We start from the raw sequence: 18,673 nt of genomic DNA, 5'->3' as shown, positions 1-18,673 counted from the left end.
CCGCTCGCCCACGCCGGCGAAGACCGACACGCCGCCATGCGCCTTGGCGATGTTGTTGATCAGCTCCTGGATGGTCACCGTCTTGCCGACGCCGGCGCCGCCGAACAGGCCGATCTTGCCGCCCTTGGCGTAGGGGCTGATGAGGTCGACGACCTTGATGCCGGTGACCAGCATCTCCGCCTCGGTCGCCTGGTCGACGAACTCAGGGGCGGCGCGATGGATCGGCGAGGTCAGCTTGGCGTTGATCGGGCCGCGCTCGTCGATCGGCTCGCCGATCACGTTCATGATGCGGCCCAGCGTCTCCGGGCCGACCGGCACCATGATGGCGTTGCCGCTGTCATGCACCTTGTTGCCGCGGACCATGCCGTCGGTCGAGTCCATGGCGATGCAGCGCACGGTGTTCTCACCGAGATGCTGCGCCACTTCGAGCACGAGCTTGCGATCACCGATATCGGTGGTCAGCGCGTTCAGAATGGCGGGCAGTTCGCCATCGAACTGGACGTCCACCACGGCGCCCAGAACCTGGCTGACGCGGCCGATGACGTTGCTTCCGGTCTGGGTCTCGACCATGGTGTTCACGCTCCTCGCACTCTGTCTCTAAGCGATCGGTAGATCGGCGGCATCCGACGGGGTTGGTCCGGACCGGGCAGCGCCCGGCCGGGCCTAGATGGCTTCGGAGCCGGAGATGATCTCGATCAGCTCCTTGGTGATGTAGGCCTGGCGGGTCCGGTTGTAGACCAGCGTCAGCCGCTTGATCATGTCGCCTGCGTTGCGCGTCGCATTGTCCATCGCGGTCATGCGCGCGCCCTGCTCGGAAGCGGCGGATTCGAGCAGCGCCTTGTAGATCTGAATCGCCAGGTTGCGCGGCAGCAGCTCCGCCAGGATCTGCTCCTCGCTCGGCTCGAACTCGTAGACGATGTTCGATGCCGTGGCTTCCGCCACCGCCGGGATCGCCACGGGCACCAGCTGCTGCACCGTGATGATCTGGGCGATCGCCGATTTAAACTTGTTGTAGACGACCGAGCAGACGTCGAAATCGCCGGCCTCGAACATCGCCAGGATGCGGATCGCGACGCCGTCGGCATCGGCGAAGCCCAGACGCGGCCGGCCGAGGTCGACCACGCTCTCGACGATCAGGTTGCTGAAGTCGCGGCGCAGGCTGTCGCGGCCCTTGCGGCCGACGGTGAACAGCTTGACCGTCTTGCCCCGGCCCTGCAGCTCGCGGATCTGGCGCCGCGCCTCGCGCAGCACCGTGGCGTTGAACGCCCCGGCGAGGCCGCGATCCGAGGTGATGACGAGCAGCAGGTGCACGTCGGTCTTGCCGGTGCCGGCGATCAGCTTCGGCCCCTGGCCGGACGGGCCGGCAACGGCCGCGAGGCCGTTCAGCATCCGCTCCATCCGGTCGGCATAGGGCCGGCCGGCTTCAGCCTGGTCCTGGGCGCGGCGCAGCTTCGACGCCGCGACCATCTTCATGGCCGCAGTGATCTTCTGCGTCGACTTGACGCTCGCGATCCGGTTCCTGAGGTCCTTCAACGACGGCATGGCGCCCCGCCTTCAATCTGTGTGGTGGGTCCGACTGCCGTTCAGACGAAGGTCTTGGCGTAGTTCGAGATGAAGCCGGCCAGCTTCTCCTCGGTCGCGGGCGACAGCGCCTTCTCGGTGCGGATCGCCTCGAGAATGGCCTTGCCCTCGTCGCGCAGCGCGTCGAGCAGGCCCGTCTCGAAATCCGAGACCCGGTTGGCCGGGACGGTGTCGAGGTGGCCACGGACGCCGGCGAAGATCGACGCCACCTGCTCCTCGACCGGGAGCGGGCTGAACTGCGGCTGCTTCAAGAGCTCGGTCAGGCGCGCACCGCGGGCCAGCAGCTTCTGGGTCGAGGCATCGAGGTCCGACGCGAACTGGGCGAAGGATTCCATCTCGCGGTACTGCGCAAGCTCGAGCTTGATGCGGCCGGCGACCTGCTTCATCGCCTTGATCTGGGCGGCGGAGCCGACGCGGCTGACCGACAGGCCGACGTTGATGGCCGGGCGGACGCCCTTATAAAACAGGCCGGTTTCCAGGAAGATCTGGCCGTCGGTGATCGAGATCACGTTGGTCGGGATGTAGGCCGAGACGTCGCCGGCCTGGGTCTCGATGATCGGCAGGGCCGTCAGCGAACCGCCGCCATGCTCGTCGTTCATCTTGGCCGCGCGCTCCAGCAGGCGGCTGTGCAGGTAGAACACGTCGCCCGGATAGGCTTCGCGGCCCGGCGGGCGGCGCAGCAGCAGCGACATCTGGCGGTAGGCCACGGCCTGCTTGGACAGATCGTCATAGATGATCAGGCCGTGCATGCCGTTGTCGCGGAAGAACTCGCCCATCGCGGCGCCGGTGTAGGGCGCCAGGAACTGCAGCGGCGCCGGCTCGGACGCCGTGGCGGCCACGACGATGGTGTATTCCAGCGCGCCGTATTCCTCGAGCGTCTTGACGATCTGGGCGACCGTCGAGCGCTTCTGGCCGATGGCGACGTAGATGCAGTAGAGCTTCTGGCTCTCGTCGCCCGACTTGTTGATCTCGCGCTGGTTCAGGATCGCGTCGATCGCCACGGCGGTCTTGCCGGTCTGGCGATCGCCGATGATCAGCTCGCGCTGGCCGCGGCCGACCGGGGTCAGCGCGTCGATCGACTTCAGGCCGGTCTGCATCGGCTCATGCACCGACTTGCGCGGGATGATGCCCGGCGCCTTGACCTCGACCCGGCTCAGCTTGGCGTCGGTGATCGGGCCCTTGCCGTCGATCGGGTTGCCCAGGCCATCGACCACGCGGCCGAGCAGGCCACGGCCGACCGGGACCTCGACGATCGCGCCGGTGCGCTTGACCGTGTCGCCTTCCTTGATGGCGCGGTCTTCGCCGAAGATCACGATACCGACATTGTCGGTCTCGAGGTTCAGCGCCATCCCCTTGATGCCGTGGGGGAATTCGACCATCTCGCCGGCCTGGACGTTGTCGAGCCCGTAGACACGGGCGACACCGTCACCGACCGAGAGCACCTGGCCGACTTCGGCCACGTCGGCCTCGGTCCCGAAATTGGCGATCTGATCCTTGATGATCGCAGAGATTTCGGCGGCACGGATGTCCATCAGACGGTCCCCTTCATCGCGAGCTGTAGCTTGGCCAGTTTGGTGCGCAGGGAGCTGTCGACCATGCGCGAGCCGACTTTGACGATCATCCCGCCGAGCAGGGCAGGATCGATTTTGACATTGACCTGGACCTTGGCGCCCATGGCCTTCTTGAGCTGGTCGACCAGCGCATCGGTCTGGACGGCGGTCAGCGCCGTGGCGGCGGTGACCTGGGCCGTGACCTCGCCGCGGCGGCGCGCCAGCTCGGCCAGATAGGCGTCGATCATGGCGTCGAGCGCGAACAGGCGGCGGTTCTTGGCGACCAGACCGATGAACCGGCGCACCAGCTCGGTCACGCCGGCACGTTCCAGCACCGCGGCCATCGCCTTGCCCTGCGCGTCGCGCGACAGCAAGGGGCTGCGGACCAGACGGCGCAGGTCCTCGCTCTCGGACAACGCCGACTTCAGCCCGCGGAGATCATCCGCAGTCTGGTCCAGCGCCTTGCCCTCGTCGGCAAGTGCATACAATGCCGTCGCGTAGCTCGATGCGAGGCCGGAAATCCCTGACCCTGAGGCTGCCACCGATCGTCCCTCGATCGTTGTTGGTCGACCGTGGCAGGACGCCACGACCGCCGAATGTTCGGGGGGCTCTATCGCACAACAAAAGGCTGCCCGAGGCCCCACCCTTCCACTCGGCGCGCCGTCATCTAACATAGCGCCTAGGGGTGTGCAACCGGCATCCCGCCGCGTTTTCCACGAGAGAGCGCAGGATGTAGAGTATCGCGACTGATTCGCATCATCCCGAGGCCGGAATGCCGCACGACCATACACCCGGCGCAACCCCGCACCATCATGGTCCTGAGGAGGAGCATGATGGTGCCGGGCATGACCATGCCGGGCATGGCCACGGGCCGGGCCATGCGCATCATCATCACGGCATGCCGGAAGGGGCCGATGGCGAACGCCGGCTGCTGATCGCGCTGGCAATCACCGCCGGCTTCATGCTGGTCGAGGCGGCGGGCGGCTGGTTTGCCAACTCCCTGGCCCTGCTCGCCGATGCCGGGCACATGCTGACCGATGCCGCGGCGCTGGGCATGGCCTGGCTGGCGGCGCGCATGGCCCGCCGGCCGCGCGACGCCCGGCGCTCCTACGGCTATGGCCGGGTGCAGGTGCTGGCCGCCTTCGCCAACGGCATCGTGCTGATCGCGGTGGTCGCCGGCATCGTGGTCGAGGCCGCCAGCCGGCTGGCCGACCCGGCCCCGGTCGCCGGCGGGCTGATGATGGCGATCGCGGCGGCCGGGCTGGTTGCCAACCTCGTCGCCTTCCGCGTACTGCAGGGCGGCGACCGCGCAAACCTGAACCTGCGTGGCGCCGCGCTGCATGTGATGGGCGACCTGCTCGGCTCGATCGGCGCCCTCGGCGCCGGCGCCGTCATCCTGCTGACCGGCTGGACGCCGATCGACCCGATCCTGTCGGTGCTGGTGTCGCTGCTGGTGCTGCGCAGCGCCTGGTCGATCCTGCGCGAATCCGGCCATGTGCTGGTCGAGGGCTCACCCGACCGGATCGACGAGGCGGCGCTGAGCGCGGCCATCGTCGCGGGCGTGCCTGACGTGATCGACGTGCATCACGTCCATGCCTGGACCCTGACGCCGGACCGCCCGATCGTCACGCTGCACGCCCGGCTGTGCGAGGGCGCCGATTCCGACCAGGCGGTGGCCGCGGTGATCCGGTTGCTGCGCGACCGGTTCGGCATCGAGCATGCCACCGTGCAGGCCGAATTCGAGCTGTGCGCTGACGTTCAGACAGCGCCGCGACACTAAGCGCAACGTGGCCGAGCGGAAAATAGCGATCCCCAGTTCCCCTTTTTGCTCGAAAGCGGTAATTATTCGACATAATGACGTGTATTTTGATGCCCATGGCCCGGTCCGATATTCCGGACTGCGGGCCCGAGAGGTGATGATGGGCCATAATCGAGCTCTTGCTCGCGACGCGGATCCGATGTCGATCTGCCGCAACGTCACGGTTGCCGGCCGACGCACCAGCGTCCGCATGGAAATCGCATTCTGGGACGGCCTGATGGAGATCTGTGCCCGCGAGCAGGTCGGCCTGAACGAGATCTGCACCCGGATCGACGCGGCCCGCAGGGGCAGCGGCCTGACCGGGGCGCTGCGTGTTTTCGTGCTGTGCTATTTCCGCGAACTGACGCGCCGGCCGGCGCCGATGCAGGTGCCGGTCCATGCCTCGATGCAGACCCCGCCGGCATTGCTGGCGGCCGCGCTCGAAGGCGTGATCGGCGCCCGGGCCTGAGAGACCGTTTGTAAATGCTACTGGTGCGGCCGTCTGACGGCGGTTTCTCCGCTTCCGGTGCTCACGGACCCAAACGTCCGCTGCGCGCCGGTTCTCGAAACCACCACCAGCCGACTCTCACCAGCGCATTTCCAAACGGCCTCTAGGAAGGCATGAGGCGTAGGTTGGGTTCGCCGCGGCGAATCCAACACCCGACGCTTTACGGCAGTTCGTCCCAGACCAGCCGGTCGATCGCGGCTGCCGGGCGCAGCCCGTGGCGCTCGGCTGCGGCCGCGAGCTTGTGCGCATCCGGCCGGCCGGTCGCGGCATTGCGCAGCTCGGCACCATGGATGCCGCCGACCACGAACAGCCCGTCGATCCCCGCCGCCGCGGCGCCGGCCATGTCGGTGTGGAAGCTGTCGCCGATCGCCAGCACCCGGGCCGGGTCGGGCCGGCCGAGCAAGTCGAAGCAGCGGCGATAGACCGGCGGATGCGGCTTGCCGTGGTAGAACACCTGGCCGCCCAGCGTCTCGTAATGCTGGGCCAGCGCGCCGGCGCAGATCTGCATCCGGCCGCCGACGATGACGACGATGTCGGGGTTGGCACAGATCATCGGCAGGTTGCGCGCGGCGGCCGCCTGCAGCAGCGGCGCATGGTCCTCGACCCGTTCCTCCGGGTCGTCGATGCCGGTGTTCAGCACGAAATCGGCATCGGCCACCGCGTCGACCCGGTAGATGTCGTCGACCCCCTCATAGACATCGGAGTCGCGCTCCGGCCCGAGATGGAGGAAACGTTCGCCGAGCGCCTGGTGGAAATCGTCGTCGCGCGCGGCCAGCGCCAGATGCGCCGCCTCGCCCGACGACAGGATGGCGTCCCAGCAATCCTCCGGCACGCCGATCTGGGCCAAGCGCTGCACCACCGACGCCACCCGCCGCGGCGCGTTCGACAGCAGGCAGACCTGCAGGCCTTCGCCGCGCAGCCGCTGCAGGCAGTCGATCACGCCGGGATAGGGGGTGACGCCGTCATGCACGACGCCCCAGAGGTCGACGATATAGGCGTCGTAGCGGTCGCGGATCGCGGCAATGCCGTCGATAATCGGAATGCTGTCGGTCATCCGTGCAGGCCTGTTCGTCCCATTCCGATCTTGTGCCATGCCGCGGAAGGCGGCGCCACCGGCGCCGCCCCGGGTCAGGCCGTATGCAGATCCTCGCCCTGGCCCTTCAGTCGCGCCGCCAGCGAGGCTTCCAGGAACTGGTCGATGTCGCCGTCCAGCACCGCGGATGAGGCGCTGGTTTCGATCCCCGTGCGCAAATCCTTCACCATCTGGTAGGGCTGCAGCACATAGCTGCGGATCTGGTGACCCCAGCCGATCTCTGACTTCTCGGCGTTCAGCGCATCGGCCTGGGCCTCGCGGATCTTCAGCTCGCGCTCGTAGAGGCGGGCACGCAGCATGTCCATCGCCATGGCCCGGTTGCGATGCTGCGACCGGTCGTTCTGGCAGGCGACGATGACGCCGGTCGGCATATGGGTGATGCGGATCGCCGAATCCGTCTTGTTCACATGCTGGCCGCCGGCGCCGGAGGCCCGGTAGGTGTCGACCTTCAGATCCTTGTCCAGGATCGTGATCTCGATCGTGTCATCGACCACCGGCGACACCGACGCCGAGGCGAAGCTGGTGTGGCGCCGCGCCGCGCTGTCATAGGGGCTGATCCGGACCAGGCGGTGCACGCCCGATTCGGTCTTCAGCCAGCCATAGGCGTTGTGGCCCTTGATCAGCACCGTCGCGGATTTGATCCCGGCCTCTTCGCCCGGGCTCTCTTCCAGCCATTCGACCTTGAAGCCGTGCTGTTCCGCCCAGCGCACATACATGCGCAGCAGCATCTGGCCCCAATCCTGGGCCTCGGTGCCGCCGGCGCCGGCGTTGACCTCGAGATAGCAGTCATTGCTGTCGGCCTCGCCGGACAGCAGGCTTTCCAGCTGGCGCTTGGCCACCCGCTCGGCCACCTTGCCCAGCTCGGCCTCGGCGTCGGCCAGCACCCCGGCATCGTCTTCGGCCTCGGCCAGCTCGATCAGGCCGAGCGCATCCTCGTAAGCGCCCGCCAGCTTCCGGTAGGCGCCGATGGCGTCATCGAGATGGGTGCGCTCGCGCAGCAGAGTCTGCGCCTTGCCCGGGCTGTCCCAGAGCTTGGGATCCTCGGAAAGGGTGTTCAGTTCGTCCAGTCGGCGGAGTGAGTTATCCCAGTCAAAGAGACCTCCTCAGCAGCGCGAGCGACTGCTTGATCTCGTTGGCCTTGGCTTCGGTCTCGGCACGCATCGGCGCGCTCCTCTCGAAAATCCATTTGTGTGAAGCGGGATGTATGACGGATCGGCCGCAAGGTAAAGGCCGGGGCCGGAAAACCGTCGGGAATCCCTCAATCCAGCCCGTCGCCAAAGGCGTCGAGCAGGATCCGGGTCGGCACCAGCCGCGCGGGCCGGCCGGGGGCGAACCAGACGACGGCGTTCTGGCCGAAGCTCTCGGCCAGCTCCAGCAGGTCGTCGAGCGGCATGCCGGGCACCAGCAGCCCCTGCTCCGCCGGCCAGGCCCCATCCAGCGCTGCGCCGGTGTGCGGCAGGGCGTCGAAGCCGTGGCCGCGCACCGCCGCCGCCAGCCCCGCCCGCGCCGTGGCGTTCTCGGCCTCGGTCAGGCGATGGCTGCGCGGATTGTCGGCAGTGATGAAGCCGGCCCCACCGGCACCGCGGCGGGTCAGCCACGCCTCGGCCGCCGGGTTGCGCCGGTCGACCCGCACATCATGCTCGACCCCGTCGGCGACGAAGAGGTAGCGGGTGTCGCGATAGGCTTCGAGAAGCGTGATGAAGGCCGCGAGATCCATCGTCCACCCCTGCTGTCGTGCCGGCGGACGATGGCTCCGGCTGGAAACGCCGTGTCAGCCAGCCCGTTCGGTCGTCGGGTCGATCATCTTGCGCACCTCGGTGATCTTCGTCGCCGGGAAACCGCTGATCTCGGCATGCTTGCGGATCACGGCCTCGTCCTGGGCAAGATAGACGCAGAACGTCTTGTTGTCGGCGACATAGCTTTCGACCCACTGGATGTCGGGGCCGATCTGGCGCAGGGCGTCGTTGGACTTGGCCGCGGCGCCGCGCAACTGGTCGCGGTCCAGGGTGCCGACAGCCGGAATGTCACGTTCGATGATGAACTTGCGAAGAGCCATGGTTTCCTCCTGGGGGATGGTACGGTTGGTCGTGCCTTGTCCCCATTGCTCCGCTTGATCCGGGATGCGGCTGCCGGTCAGTACAGGCCGCCGGTCCCGGTTGTCGCTTCCGGCACGCTGTCGCCGAAGCTGGTCGATCCGTCGCCGGTGCCGGTGCCGCCGCTGCCGTCGAGCCGGTCGAGGGCATAGCCCGTGCCGGGTTCGGTGCCCGGGCGGAACGCTTCCCAGATCGTGTTGCCGTCGCTGCCATAGGCGGGCTGGCCGGTCTGCCGGTCGATCTTGACCAGGCTGACCCCGGGCGGGATGCGGAACGGCGGCACGTCCTTGCCCGTGAGGGCGGCAGACATGAAGTTGCCGAAGACCGGCAGCGCCGCGGTGGCGCCGAATTCGTGCTCGCCCAGCGATTTCGGCTCGTCGTAGCCGACATAGATCGCGACCACCAGGTCGGGGGCGAAGCCGACGAACCAGGCGTCCTTGGCGTCGTTGGTGGTGCCGGTCTTGCCGGCCAGGGTGAAGCCCAGCTTGTTCAGCGCCGCGCCGGTGCCGCGCTGGATCACGCCCTGCAGGATCGAGGTCATCTGATAGGCCGAGACCGGGTCGGCGATCTGCTCGCGCGTGTCGGGGATGACAGGTGTCGCCTGGTCGGCCCAGGGCTGGCTGCAGGCGTCGCAGGGCCGGTCGTCATGCCGGTAGATGGTCTTGCCGTTGCGGTCCTGGATCCGGTCGATGAAGGTCGGGATGATCTTCTTGCCGCCATTGGCGATCTGGCCGTAGCCCGCCGCCATCTGCAGCGGCGTGGTCTCGCCCGCGCCCAGCGCCATGGAATAGAGCAGCGGCATGTCCTTGTAGACGCCGAAGCGCTGGGCCGTGTCGCGCACCTTGTCCAGGCCGAGGACCTGCAGCAGGCGCACCGTCATCGCATTGCGCGACTTCTCCACGCCGACCCGCAGCGGCATCGGCCCCAGGAAGGTGTGGTCGTCATTCTCCGGCTCCCAGGTCGAGGTGCCGGTGTCGATCGAGATCGGCGCGTCGTCGATGATTGTGGTCGGGGTGTAGCCGGCCTCGAGCGCGGTCAGGTAGACGAAGGGCTTGAAGCTCGACCCCGGCTGCCGCACCGCCTGGGTGCCGCGGTCGAATTCGCTCATCGCATAGTCGTAGCCGCCGGAGATCGCCATCACCCGCCCGGTGTTGGGATCGAGCGCGACCAGCGCGCCCTGCACGTCGGGGATCTGGCGCAAGCCGAATTCCTGCGGGATCGCCTTGTCCTCCGGCACCGGGCCGGTCGGCTCGACCAGCACCACGTCGCCCTTGGCCAGCACGTCAGCCGGCTTGCGCGGCTCGGCACCGACATTCTGGTTCGACCGCCAGGGCCGCGCCCATTTCATCCCGGCAAAGGGGATGGTGCCGCGGCTCTTGTCGGAGAAGCCGATGGCGGCGGCCTTGGCGTCGACATCCAGCACCACGGCCATCTGCCAGTCGCCGGCGCCGGCCGGCCGGTCGATCGCGGCCAGCTGCCCGGACCAGTCGTCGAAGGCCTGAATCTTCTTCAGCGGCCCGCGCCAGCCATGCCGGGTGTCGTAGCTGCGCAGCCCGGTGCGCAGCGCCTGGTCGGCCAGATCCTGCAGATGCGGGTCGAGCGAGGTGCGCACCGACAGCCCGCCCTGGTACAGCGCGTCGGAGCCATAGAGGCGCTGCAGCTCACGCCGGACCTCCTCGGCGAAATAGTTGGCGCTGACGAACTCGACCTGCCGCCGATCCTTCGCCACCAGCGGCTCGGCCAGGGCGGCGGTGGCCTGGTCCTGGGTGATGGCGCCGTCTTCCAGCAGCCGGCCGATCACGTAGTTGCGGCGATTCACCGCACCTTGCATGTTGGTCTTCGGATCGTAGCTGCTGGGCGCCTTCGGCAAGCCGGCCAGGAACGCGGCCTCGGATACGGTCAGGTCCCCAAGCGGCTTGTTGAAATAGGCCAGGGCCGCCGCCGCCACGCCATAGGCGCCGCGGCCGAGATAGATCTGGTTCAGGTACAGCTCGAGGATCTGCTGTTTCGAGAAGGCGCTTTCGATGCGCAGCGCCAGCAGCACCTCGCGGATCTTGCGGCTGATCGCCCGGTCCGGCGTCAGGAAGAAGTTGCGCGCGACCTGCTGGGTGATGGTCGAGGCGCCTTCGACCCGCTTGTGGGACAGGTAGTTCTGGACGCCGGAGATCGCGGCGCGGGCGATGCCCTGCATGTCGATGCCGGGATGCTCGTAGAAGCGCTGGTCCTCTGCCGAGACGAAGGCCTGCGCCACCAGCGGCGGGATCGCCGCGAAGGGCACGAACAGCCGGTTCTGGCTGGCGTATTCGGCCATCAGCCGGCCGTCGGCCGCGTGCAGGCGCGTCGTGATCGGCGGCGCGTAGTCGGCCAGCTGCTTGGTGTCCGGCAGGTCGCGGCCGAAATAGGTCGCGGCCGCGAACACGCCGACGGCGGCGATCACGAGCAGGAGGATGAGGGAGGACAGGAGCCAGCCGATCAGGCGCATCAGACCGTTGGGGGTATGGGTGGGCGGCGGTCCGCCATCCCGGTCGTTGCCGGGGCGGATCGATGGACCGGCCTTCGCAGCAGAAGCGGATAGGCCGCGATTGTGTTCCGCTGATGACGAGGGCCCGGTGTTACCACGATGGCCGCCGCAAGTCAGGCCTTTGCCGCGCAGCATCCGTTACCGCTGAAATCTTCCATTGTCGAGACCGCGGCACCCCGGTATCGTGACCACGCGACAGTCTGTCCGATCGGTTGACAGGGTGTCCGGACATCCGGGCGCCCGGGTCGGCCGCGTGGATGTGCACCGATTTCCGCCGTGGAACGTTCCGTCGAACGGCCGGCATTGCGGTGCGCATTTGCGAGTGTCGGACGACATTGAGGATCAACTCGAGGCCGTGCCCCGGCGCATACCGCGTTCGGACCGGTTGTTGCGAACCCTCCCGTCTGGCCTGCTGCGAAGCGCCGTTCTCGGGTGATCACGGTTCGCGCAGCCGGCGGTTTCGGCAGGACAATGACGCGCCGCAGCCCCCTCGGTCGCGCGGGGTCGCAGGCAGCGTCGCCAGGGTTTGTACATGGCGAAAAGAATGCTGGTGGACGCCACCCATGCGGAAGAAACGCGGGTGGTGGTACTGGACGGCAACCGTCTCGAGGAGTTCGATTTCGAGACCGAAGCCAAGAAGCAACTAAAAGGCAACATCTACCTGGCCAAGGTGACGCGGGTCGAACCCTCGCTCCAGGCCGCCTTCGTCGAGTATGGCGGGAACCGTCACGGCTTCCTGGCCTTCTCGGAAATCCACCCCGACTACTACCGGATCCCGATCGCCGACCGTGAGGCGATCCTGGCGCGTGAGGCCAAGGAAGCCCGCGACGCGCAGGCCGCCGATGAGGCCGACGATGAGGCCGAGGCCAAGCCGGCCGAAGCCGAAGCCGAGGCAAAGCCGGCACCGCGCCGGCGCCGCAGCCGCGGCGACCGCCGCCCGGCCCGCAGCGATGCGGCATCGGGCCCGAGCGAGGCGGTGGGTGGCGACGCTGCGCCTGAGGGCGAGAGCTTCGGCGAGACCCTGTCGAGCGAAGGCGACAGCGGCCCGGTCGGGCTGGCCCCGGCCATCGAATCGCCGCGCGGCGACGACCCGACCACGGCCGAGGGCGAGAACGGTCACGACCAGAATGGTCATAGTGACCGGGGCCATGACGGCGAGACCAACGTCGAGGTCATGGGCGGCGACGAGACCGAAGAGGCGCGCGACCGCCGCTCGAAGCTGCCGAACTACCGCAACTACAAGATCCAGGAGGTCATCAAGCGCCGCCAGATCATGCTGCTGCAGGTGACCAAGGAAGAGCGCGGCAACAAGGGCGCCGCGCTGACCACCTATCTCTCGCTCGCCGGCCGCTACTGCGTGCTGATGCCGAACACGCCGCGTGGCGGCGGCATCAGCCGGAAGATCGCCAATCCCAAGGATCGCAAGAAGATGAAGGCGATCATGGATGACCTGGACGTGCCGGACGGCATGGCGGTCATCCTGCGGACGGCGGGGCTGGAGCGGACCAAGCTGGAGATCCGGCGCGACCTCGACTACCTCTTGCGGCTGTGGGATTCGATCCGCCAGACGACGCTGCAGTCGACCGCGCCCTGCGCCATCCATGAGGAAGCGAACCTCATCAAGCGCGCGATCCGCGACCTCTATTCCAAGGACATCGACGACGTCCAGGTCGCCGGCGAGGAAGGCTACCGCACCGCCAAGGACTTCATGCGCATGCTCATGCCGAGCCATGCCAAGAAGGTCCAGCGCTATGAGGACGGCAACGTCCCGCTGTTCCACCACTTCAATGTGGAGGGGCAGATCGATGCGATGCACAGCCCGGTCGTGCAACTGCGCTCGGGCGGCTACATCGTCATCAACCCGACCGAGGCGCTGGTCTCGATCGACGTCAACTCCGGCCGCTCGACCCGCGAGCGGAACATCGAGGAGACCGCGTACAAGACCAACCTGGAGGCCGCGGACGAGGTGGCCCGCCAGCTGCGCCTGCGCGACCTGGCCGGGCTGATCGTCATCGACTTCATCGACATGGAGGACGACCGCCACAACAAGGCGGTCGAGCACCGGCTGAAGGAGGCGATGCGGCAGGACCGCGCCCGCATCCAGATCGGCCGGATCAGCGCCTTCGGCCTGCTCGAACTGTCGCGCCAGCGGCTGCGCCCGAGCCTGATGGAGACGCATTTCGAGACCTGCGCCCATTGCGGCGGCCTGGGCATGACCCGGACCACCGGCTCGGCGGCGCTGTCGGTGCTGCGTGCCATCGAGGAAGAGGGCATCCGCAAGCGCGCCGCCGAGGTCGCGGTGCATGTCGCGACCCCCTTGGCGCTCTATCTGCTCAACCAGAAGCGCGACGGCCTGGCCGACATCGAGCGGCGCTACGGCCTGCGCGTGCTGATCGAGGGCGACGACAGCCTGATCCCGCCGGCCCACCGGATCGAGCGCACCCGCGCCCGCACCGAGGAGCTGCCGGGCCATGTCGCGCCGATCGACACCGTCCGGATCATGGCCGAGACCGATGCCGCGCTGGAGCGCGAGGCGGCCGAGGTCGAGGATGAGCCCGAAGACGAGGTCGAGGTCGAGGCCGAGGTGGCGAAGGAGCCGGCGCGGCAGTCGCAGCGCCAGGCCCAGCCCGCCCAGCAGCAGCATCGGCCGGACGCCCAGCAGGCCCAGGGCCCACAGGGCGACAGCGACGGTCGTGGCGGTCGCCGCCGCCGCCGCCGCCGGGGTCGCCGGCGTGGCGACGAGGGCCATCAGGCCGACCAGCCGGCCGCGGTCGCGGCCGATGGCAGCTTCGGCTACGACCCGCGCGACGCGGAGAGCGAAGGCGACGAGCACCAGACCGAAGGCTTCGAGTCCGCGGCGGCACCCGCTGCCGGGCATCACGCCCCGGCCGCCGAGACCGCCGATGCCGTGACCGTCGCGGCCGAGCCTGTGGCGGCCGAGGCCCCGGCAGAAGCTGCCCCGACCGAAACAGCGGCGACCGAAGCAGCGGCGGTCGAAGCCGTCGCTGGCGACGCGGTGCCAGCCGACGCTGCCGCAGCCGCGGCTGCAGCCGAAGAGGACGCGGAGGCCAAGAGCCGCCGTCGCGGCCGTCGCGGTGGCCGTCGCCGCAAGGCAGACGAGACCGAAGCCGGTGAGGCCGTGGCCCCTGAAGCCGTGGCCCCTGAAACCGTGGCAGCGGATGCTGTCGCGACGGAGCCGGCCCCGGTCGAAGCCGCAGCCGCGGTGATCGAGCCGGAACCGGAGCCGGCGCCGGCGCCGGTCGAAGTGGAGGCCGAGGCGCCGAAGCCGAAGCGCCGCGCGCCGCGCCGCAAGAAGACCGATCCGGTGGCGGAGCCCGTCGTCGAGGCGGTCGCCGCCGAGCCGGCTGCAGCGGAACCGGCCGCAGCCGAGCCCGCCGCGGTCGAAGCCGAGGCGGAGCCGGCACCGGTGGCGCCGGTCAATGGTGCGGCCGAGCCGGCAGCACCGGAGATCGCGCCGGAGCCGACGCCTGACAACCTGGCGGTCGAGGCGAATCAGGTGGTCAACCAGCCGCCCGAGGCCCCGAAGCGCGGCTGGTGGCGGCGCAGCGAAGACTGAGCCCCACCGGCTCAGTGCCCCGTGAATGAAGAACCCGCCCGGCCAGTCCGGGCGGGTTTTTCTCTGCCGATCACCTATATTGCATCAATGGTCTGTTGATTTTTTATTATTGACACGCCGTGACGTATGTTAGAGGGTCGGCCTCGATCTTCGGGTCCGCGGGATTTTGACGGAAGCAGCTTGCGCCGCGTCACCAAACGCTAAAGCGCCACGACGTGAGTTCGTGGTTCCGGCACGCGATGCTGAGGAGCCGACCGATGTCTTCGACCCTGTTCCCGACCTTCCTCTCCGCCGCACCGGCCCGGAGCCTGTCGCTCCCGGCCCGCATGCGATGCGCCTGTTGTCCCTGCTGTTGACCGCGGGTATCGCCCCGCCGCCTGCCGCCACGACCAGACGCAGCGCCCCCTCATCCGGGCGCACCCCCGAGAGGATCTTCCGATGGCTGACGCCTTCATCATCGTCGCCGGTGGCCTGACCGCCGGCATCATCACCCGCGAACCGCGCGGTTTCCGCTTCTATGCCTCCGACGCGGCGTTCACGCCGCTCGAAGGCCGCCTGTTCCGCACCACCCGGGCTGCCGGGCGGGCGGCCCATGCGGCGCTGAGCACCATCAGCCGCCGCCAGAATCGGCCCCAGCAGGCCCAAGCCTGATCCCGAGAAGGGGCGGCGGGACCACCGCCGCCCGCAGACCCGACCGAATGCAGGAGCACACCATGTCCCTTTCCCCGCTGAAGCGCAGCCTGTTCGGCTTGGCGCTGGGCCTCGTCCTCGGCGCCGCCACCACCGGCAGCGCCTACGCCGCCAGCATCAAGCTCGGCGTCATGGGCGGCAGCGAGGAGGAGATTGCCGAGGTCGCCAAGCAGGTGGCCGCCAAGCACGGCCTCGATGTTGAGCTGGTCACCTTCTCCGACTACGCCATCCCGAACGAGGCGCTGGAGAACGGCGAGCTCGACGCCAACGCCTTCCAGCACAAGCCGTATCTCGACGCCCAGATCGCCGCCCGCGGCTATCACATCGTCCCGATCGGCTTCACCATCGTCGAGCCGATCGGCCTGTACTCGAAGAAGATCGCCAGCCTCGACAAGCTGCCGGACGGCGCCAAGATCGGCATCCCGAACGACCCCAGCAACGGCGGCCGGGCGCTGAACCTGCTGGCCGCGCACGGGTTGATCAAGCTGTCGGACGGCAAGGGCCTGAACCCGTCGCTGCTCGACGTCTCGGAGAACCCGCACAAGTTCGAATTCTCCGAACTCGATGCGGCGCAACTGACGCACGCCCTGCCGGATCTCGACGGCGCCATCATCAACACCGACTATGCGCTGAATGCCGGGCTGGATCCGCGCAAGGACGCGCTGATCGCCGAAAGCCGCACCGACAACCCCTATGGCAACTTCATCGCCGCCCGCGCCGCCGACAAGGACCGGGCTGATCTGAAGACCCTGGTCGAGGCCTACCAGTCGCCCGAGGTGAAGCAGTTCCTGGAGACCCGGTTCAAGGGCGCCATCCTGCCGGCCTGGTAAGGCGGCACGCCCCACCCTTCGGCAAATTGGCCCATGATGCGGCCCGGACCGAGCGATCGGTCCGGGCCGTTCCGTTTCCGGCAACCGGTTCCGAGCATCCGACCGATTTTCGGTATACTCGTGCTATCTGCTATCCGACCTTTCATCGAAGCTCATTTTCATCGGCGACAAGACGCATTGCGGGAGGGGCACATGGCGGTCATCAACGGCACGAGCGGTAACGACACGCTGATCGGCACGGCGGCGGCCGACGTCATCAACGGCCTGGGCGGCGATGACATGCTGACGGCCTTCAACGGGACGATCGCCGGCGACGTTTTCGACGGCGGCGATGGCACCGACACGGTGTCCTATGTCTACACCCAGGCGATCGCCGATCTGGGAACCGGTGTCGGCACCGTTGGCCATGAGACGCACACGCTTCTCAACATCGAAAATCTCTGGGGTGGACGATACGACGACCGATTGACCGGCAACGGCGCGGCGAACAGTCTCCGCGGCGGCGACGGGAACGACATCCTCCATGGCGCCGGAGGCAACGATATCCTGGAAGGCGGCGCCGGCGGTGACACGCTCGACGGCGGCGCCGGCCAGGATACCGTCGTCTATGCCGGCATGCGCGAATATGACGAGTGGGGCCAATGGGTCGGATACGGTGTGACCGTGGATCTGGGCCACGGCACCGCCAGCCGCGCCGATGCCTCCTCCGACATCCTGACCAGCATCGAGAATGTCAGCGGCTCGGCTTATGACGACACACTCTCCGGCGACAGCGGACAAAACCGGCTGCGGGGCGGCGCGGGTGACGACGTCCTCACCGGTGCGGGCGGCGCCGACGTGCTGGACGGCGGCGACGGCTTCGACACCGCTTCCTATGCCGGTGCCACCGCCTGGGTCGCCATCGATCTCGCCAAGGGCACGGGCAGCGCCGGTGATGCGGCCGGCGACACCCTTTCCGGCATCGAGCTCGTGATCGGCTCGTCCCACGGCGACATCCTAAGGGGCGATGCAGCGGCCAATCTGTTCGACGGCGGGGCGGGCGCCGACATCCTGGACGGGCGGGCCGGGATCGACACCGTGACCTATGAAAGGTCCGCATCCGGGGTCCAGGTGTCTCTTCTGGCCGGGGCCGGGGCCGGGACCGGCAGCGGCGGCGATGCCCAGGGCGACGTTCTGACCGGCATCGAAGCCCTTCGCGGCTCCGGCCGCGACGACATTCTGGTCGGCGACGCGGGGGCCAATACCCTTGATGGCGGCGATGGCAATGATCGGCTGGAAGGCGGGGCCGGCAGCGACTTTCTCCAAGGCGGGGCCGGTTCCGACACGGCGTCCTATGCGGGGTCTGCAACCGGCGTATCGGTCGATCTCGGGACCGGCACCAACAGCGACGGCGATTTGCTCGGCGGCATCGAGAATCTCACCGGGTCCGGCCATGCCGATACCCTCCGGGGCGACAACGGCGACAATGTTCTCGAAGGCGGGGCGGGGGCCGATGTCCTCGACGGCGGCACCGGCGCGGACACCGCCTCCTACGAACGCTCCGCCGCGGCCGTCCAGATCTCCCTGCTGGCCGGCACGGTCGGCGGCGGGGATGCGCAGGGCGACAGCCTGACCAGCATCGAGAATCTGTTTGGATCGGCCTGGAACGACGTCCTGGCCGGCGATGCCGGCGACAATCGGATCAATGGTGGGGCGGGCAACGATCGGATCGATGGCGGAACGGGCACGGACACCCTGCTGGGCGATGCCGGCAACGATCGGATCGATGGCGGGACTGGACGCGACTACGTGTATGGCGGTGGCGGCGACGATTGGCTCGTGGGCGGCGCCGGTGACTTTACGTTGAGCGGCGATGTCGGCAGCGACACCGTCTCCTATGCCGCGTCTGCCGCTGCTGTGCAGATCGCCCTGACGAGCTCGTCTGTCTATGGCCACGGCGGCGACGCCGAGGGCGTCACGCTCCAGAGCATCGAGAACATCGTCGGCTCGCGCTTCGCCGACACGCTGACCGGCGGCGCCGAGCAGAACCGCTTCGAAGGCGGCGCCGGGGCGGATACGCTGGATGGCGGCCTGGGCATCGACACCGCGTCCTATGCCGGATCGGCCGCCGGGGTGGTGGTGAACCTGCTGGGCGGTATCGGTTTCGGCACCGGCCACGGCGGCGATGCCGAAGGCGACGTGCTGCGCGGCGTCGAGAACCTGGTCGGCTCGGCCCAGGCCGACACCCTGTCCGGCGATGGCGGCGACAATGTCCTGGAAGGCGGCGCGGGAGCCGACTTCCTGTTCGGCCGCGCCGGCACGGACATCGCCTCCTATGCCGGATCCGCCGCCGGGGTGACGGTGCAGCTGACCGGCGGCGGATCGGGGCAGCCCACCGGGGTCGGCATCGGCACCAGCGGCGACGCGGCGGGAGACCGGCTCTACGACATCGA

At 68.4% G+C, this 18,673-nt stretch carries 14 protein-coding genes and 1 pseudogene; 6 read left to right on the top strand and 9 right to left on the bottom strand.

What is annotated here, in order from left to right; all coding sequences use genetic code 11:
* The 4 genes from AC3XYG_RS01885 to AC3XYG_RS01870 all read right to left on the bottom strand — a co-directional run.
* Window positions 1–570, bottom strand: a 570-nt coding sequence (locus AC3XYG_RS01885; protein WP_489138117.1) for a F0F1 ATP synthase subunit beta, incomplete at its 3' end; no start/stop codon positions are given.
* A 93-nt stretch (window positions 571–663) separates the two neighbouring features.
* The gene (locus AC3XYG_RS01880; RefSeq protein WP_489138116.1) at window positions 664–1,542 is read right to left on the bottom strand and encodes a F0F1 ATP synthase subunit gamma; all 879 of its coding nucleotides are present in this window, start codon (window positions 1,540–1,542) and stop codon (window positions 664–666) included.
* Window positions 1,543–1,583: 41 nt separating this feature from the next.
* Entirely contained in the window at window positions 1,584–3,113 is a 1,530-nt protein-coding gene (atpA, locus tag AC3XYG_RS01875) for a F0F1 ATP synthase subunit alpha (RefSeq protein WP_489138115.1), read from the bottom strand.
* The gene (locus AC3XYG_RS01870) at window positions 3,113–3,673 is read right to left on the bottom strand and encodes a F0F1 ATP synthase subunit delta (protein WP_489138114.1); all 561 of its coding nucleotides are present in this window, start codon (window positions 3,671–3,673) and stop codon (window positions 3,113–3,115) included. The genes atpA and AC3XYG_RS01870 overlap by 1 nt, the downstream gene beginning before the upstream one ends.
* 230 nt (window positions 3,674–3,903) lie before the next feature.
* Between AC3XYG_RS01870 and AC3XYG_RS01865 the strand changes: the two genes are divergently transcribed.
* Both AC3XYG_RS01865 and AC3XYG_RS01860 read left to right on the top strand, forming a co-directional pair.
* The gene (locus tag AC3XYG_RS01865) at window positions 3,904–4,911 is read left to right on the top strand and encodes a cation diffusion facilitator family transporter (protein ID WP_489138113.1); all 1,008 of its coding nucleotides are present in this window, start codon (window positions 3,904–3,906) and stop codon (window positions 4,909–4,911) included.
* 7 nt (window positions 4,912–4,918) lie between these two features.
* Window positions 4,919–5,398 (top strand): ribbon-helix-helix domain-containing protein, encoded by a 480-nt coding sequence (locus AC3XYG_RS01860; protein ID WP_489138112.1) that lies wholly within the window; start codon window positions 4,919–4,921, stop codon window positions 5,396–5,398.
* Window positions 5,399–5,597: 199 nt separating this feature from the next.
* Here the strand turns inward: AC3XYG_RS01860 and AC3XYG_RS01855 are convergent, their stop codons facing one another.
* The 5 genes from AC3XYG_RS01855 to AC3XYG_RS01835 all read right to left on the bottom strand — a co-directional run bounded on the left by AC3XYG_RS01855 (window position 5,598) and on the right by AC3XYG_RS01835 (window position 11,105).
* On the bottom strand, window positions 5,598–6,491 hold the full coding sequence (locus tag AC3XYG_RS01855) for a TIGR01459 family HAD-type hydrolase (RefSeq protein ID WP_489138111.1): 894 nt from the start codon (window positions 6,489–6,491) through the stop codon (window positions 5,598–5,600).
* Window positions 6,492–6,565: 74 nt separating this feature from the next.
* Window positions 6,566–7,691, bottom strand: a protein-coding gene (prfB, locus tag AC3XYG_RS01850; RefSeq protein ID WP_489138110.1) for a peptide chain release factor 2 whose coding sequence is annotated in 2 segments (ribosomal slippage) — window positions 6,566–7,621 and window positions 7,623–7,691 — 1,125 coding nt in all. Because the reading frame shifts where the segments join, the coding sequence is not laid out codon by codon here.
* Window positions 7,692–7,788: 97 nt separating this feature from the next.
* Entirely contained in the window at window positions 7,789–8,247 is a 459-nt protein-coding gene (locus AC3XYG_RS01845; RefSeq protein ID WP_489138109.1) for a DUF3293 domain-containing protein, read from the bottom strand.
* A gap of 54 nt (window positions 8,248–8,301) precedes the next feature.
* Complete coding sequence (locus AC3XYG_RS01840) at window positions 8,302–8,586, bottom strand: DUF4242 domain-containing protein (RefSeq protein ID WP_489138108.1); 285 nt, start codon at window positions 8,584–8,586, stop codon at window positions 8,302–8,304.
* A gap of 77 nt (window positions 8,587–8,663) precedes the next feature.
* A complete protein-coding gene (locus AC3XYG_RS01835; protein WP_489138107.1) occupies window positions 8,664–11,105 on the bottom strand; it encodes a penicillin-binding protein 1A in 2,442 nt (813 codons plus the stop codon).
* 571 nt (window positions 11,106–11,676) lie between these two features.
* Here AC3XYG_RS01835 and AC3XYG_RS01830 point away from each other — a divergent pair.
* The 4 genes and pseudogenes from AC3XYG_RS01830 to AC3XYG_RS01815 form a co-directional block, all read left to right on the top strand.
* Window positions 11,677–14,721: an Rne/Rng family ribonuclease gene (locus AC3XYG_RS01830; RefSeq protein ID WP_489138106.1), complete on the top strand. Its 3,045-nt coding sequence runs from the start codon at window positions 11,677–11,679 to the stop codon at window positions 14,719–14,721.
* Between the two features lie 438 nt (window positions 14,722–15,159).
* Window positions 15,160–15,372: a hypothetical protein gene (locus tag AC3XYG_RS01825; protein ID WP_489138105.1), complete on the top strand. Its 213-nt coding sequence runs from the start codon at window positions 15,160–15,162 to the stop codon at window positions 15,370–15,372.
* A gap of 62 nt (window positions 15,373–15,434) precedes the next feature.
* Entirely contained in the window at window positions 15,435–16,241 is an 807-nt protein-coding gene (locus tag AC3XYG_RS01820) for a MetQ/NlpA family ABC transporter substrate-binding protein (RefSeq protein WP_489138104.1), read from the top strand.
* Between the two features lie 192 nt (window positions 16,242–16,433).
* Window positions 16,434–18,673: pseudogene (locus AC3XYG_RS01815) on the top strand (calcium-binding protein); the annotation flags it as partial.

It is taken from the genome of Inquilinus sp. (assembly GCF_057815775.1).
The sequence above is the reverse complement of the archived record's forward strand: the minus strand, read 5'-3'. Positions and strand labels throughout refer to the sequence as shown.